At 72.7% G+C, this 1,427-nt stretch carries 2 protein-coding genes; one reads left to right on the top strand and one right to left on the bottom strand.

Annotated elements, in window-relative coordinates; all coding sequences use genetic code 11:
* Window positions 1-38: 38 nt before the first annotated feature.
* Window positions 39-539: a transcriptional regulator BldD gene (gene bldD / locus ACYVE9_RS26800; RefSeq protein WP_283990998.1), complete on the bottom strand. Its 501-nt coding sequence runs from the start codon at window positions 537-539 to the stop codon at window positions 39-41.
* A 198-nt stretch (window positions 540-737) separates the two neighbouring features.
* Between bldD and pyrR the strand changes: the two genes are divergently transcribed.
* Window positions 738-1,358 (top strand): bifunctional pyr operon transcriptional regulator/uracil phosphoribosyltransferase PyrR, encoded by a 621-nt coding sequence (gene pyrR, locus ACYVE9_RS26795; protein WP_461030482.1) that lies wholly within the window; start codon window positions 738-740, stop codon window positions 1,356-1,358.
* Window positions 1,359-1,427: the final 69 nt, after the last annotated feature.

Genomic DNA, 1,427 nt, shown 5'->3' with positions numbered 1-1,427 from the left:
CCCGCCGCCCGCCCGGGCGGGGCGGGCGGCGCGAGGTCTCAGAGGTCGTCGTGGGCGACGGCCCGGCGGGCGTCCGCGTCCAGCACGCCCCAGCTGATGAGCTGTTCGGTCAGCACCGAGGGCGACTGATCGTAGATCACGGCCAGTGTGCGCAGGTCGTCCTGACGGATCGACAGCACCTTGCCGTTGTAGTCACCGCGCTGGCTCTGGATGGTCGCCGCGTACCGCTGGAGCGGACCGGCCTTGTCGGCGGGCACGTGGGCCAGCCGCTCCAGGTCCAGCACGAGCTTCGGCGGCGGCTCGGCGGCTCCGCCCGGTGTGGTGCCCGGCAGCAGCTCCTGCACCGGGACGCCGTAGAAGTCCGCCAGCTCTGCGAGACGCTGCACGGTCACCGCGCGGTCGCCACGCTCGTACGAGCCGACCACGACCGCCTTCCAGCGGCCCTGGGACTTCTCCTCGACACCGTGGAGGGAGAGGCCCTGCTGGGTGCGGATGGCGCGAAGCTTGGCGCCGAGCTGTTTGGCGTATTCGCTGGACATATGGCTCCCCGGATGAGGTTTTCGTAACTCACTGTGAGGTTACGCAGCGTAATGTACGGCGTCAAGCCGAGAGCTGCCGCCCCTACGCTGACCAGGGCGGATGAGGAACCCCCTCGGCCTCCTGCTACGGTGGGGCCGTTCGAATTCCGGCGTCCTTTAAGGCCCGTCCAGTGAGGCGGGGAAGGAGGTCCGTCACGTATGGACAGCACCAGCAGCTCCGGCGCGCACAGCGCCGGCAGCACACAGACCACCCAGCACACGGCTCCGGCCCGCCCCGTTCTGGAGGCACCGGACATCGCCCGGGTACTGACCCGGATCGCCCACGAGGTCGTCGAACGCGCCAAGGGCGCCGGCGACGTGGTGCTGCTCGGCATCCCCACCAGGGGAGTGCACCTCGCCCGGCGGCTCGCGGCCAAGCTCGAGGAGATCACCGGCCGCCCGGTGCCCGTCGGCTCACTCGACATCACCATGTACCGCGACGACCTGCGGCTCGGCCCGGCCCGCACCCTGGCCCGCACCGACATCCCCGCCGACGGCGTCGACGGCCGGCTGGTGGTGCTCGTCGACGACGTGCTCTTCTCCGGCCGCACCATCCGCGCCGCGCTCGACGCGCTCGGTGACATCGGTCGGCCGCGGGCGGTGCAGCTCGCCGTGCTGGTCGACCGCGGCCACCGCGAACTGCCGATCCGCGCCGACTACGTCGGCAAGAACCTCCCCACGTCGCTGCGGGAGACGGTCAAGGTCCAGCTCACCGAGGAGGACGGCCGCGACGGCGTGCTGCTCGGGCTGCGCGAGGCCGCACCGGCCGGCGAGCAGTAGCGCCCCCCCCGCACCCGCCCACCCCGCGCCTCCCAGGGCCGGGGCCGGGTGCCGCCGCCCGCCCGCCGG

Source organism: Streptomyces sparsus (assembly GCF_054776295.1).
This window is presented reverse-complemented; position numbering and strand designations above follow the sequence as displayed.

What these genes read in the sequence shown, in the direction of transcription:
- bldD (WP_283990998.1), bottom strand. Translation starts at nt 539, where the DNA reads ATGTCCAGCGAATACGCCAAACAGCTCGGCGCCAAGCTTCGCGCCATC.
- pyrR (WP_461030482.1), top strand. Translation starts at nt 738, where the DNA reads ATGGACAGCACCAGCAGCTCCGGCGCGCACAGCGCCGGCAGCACACAG.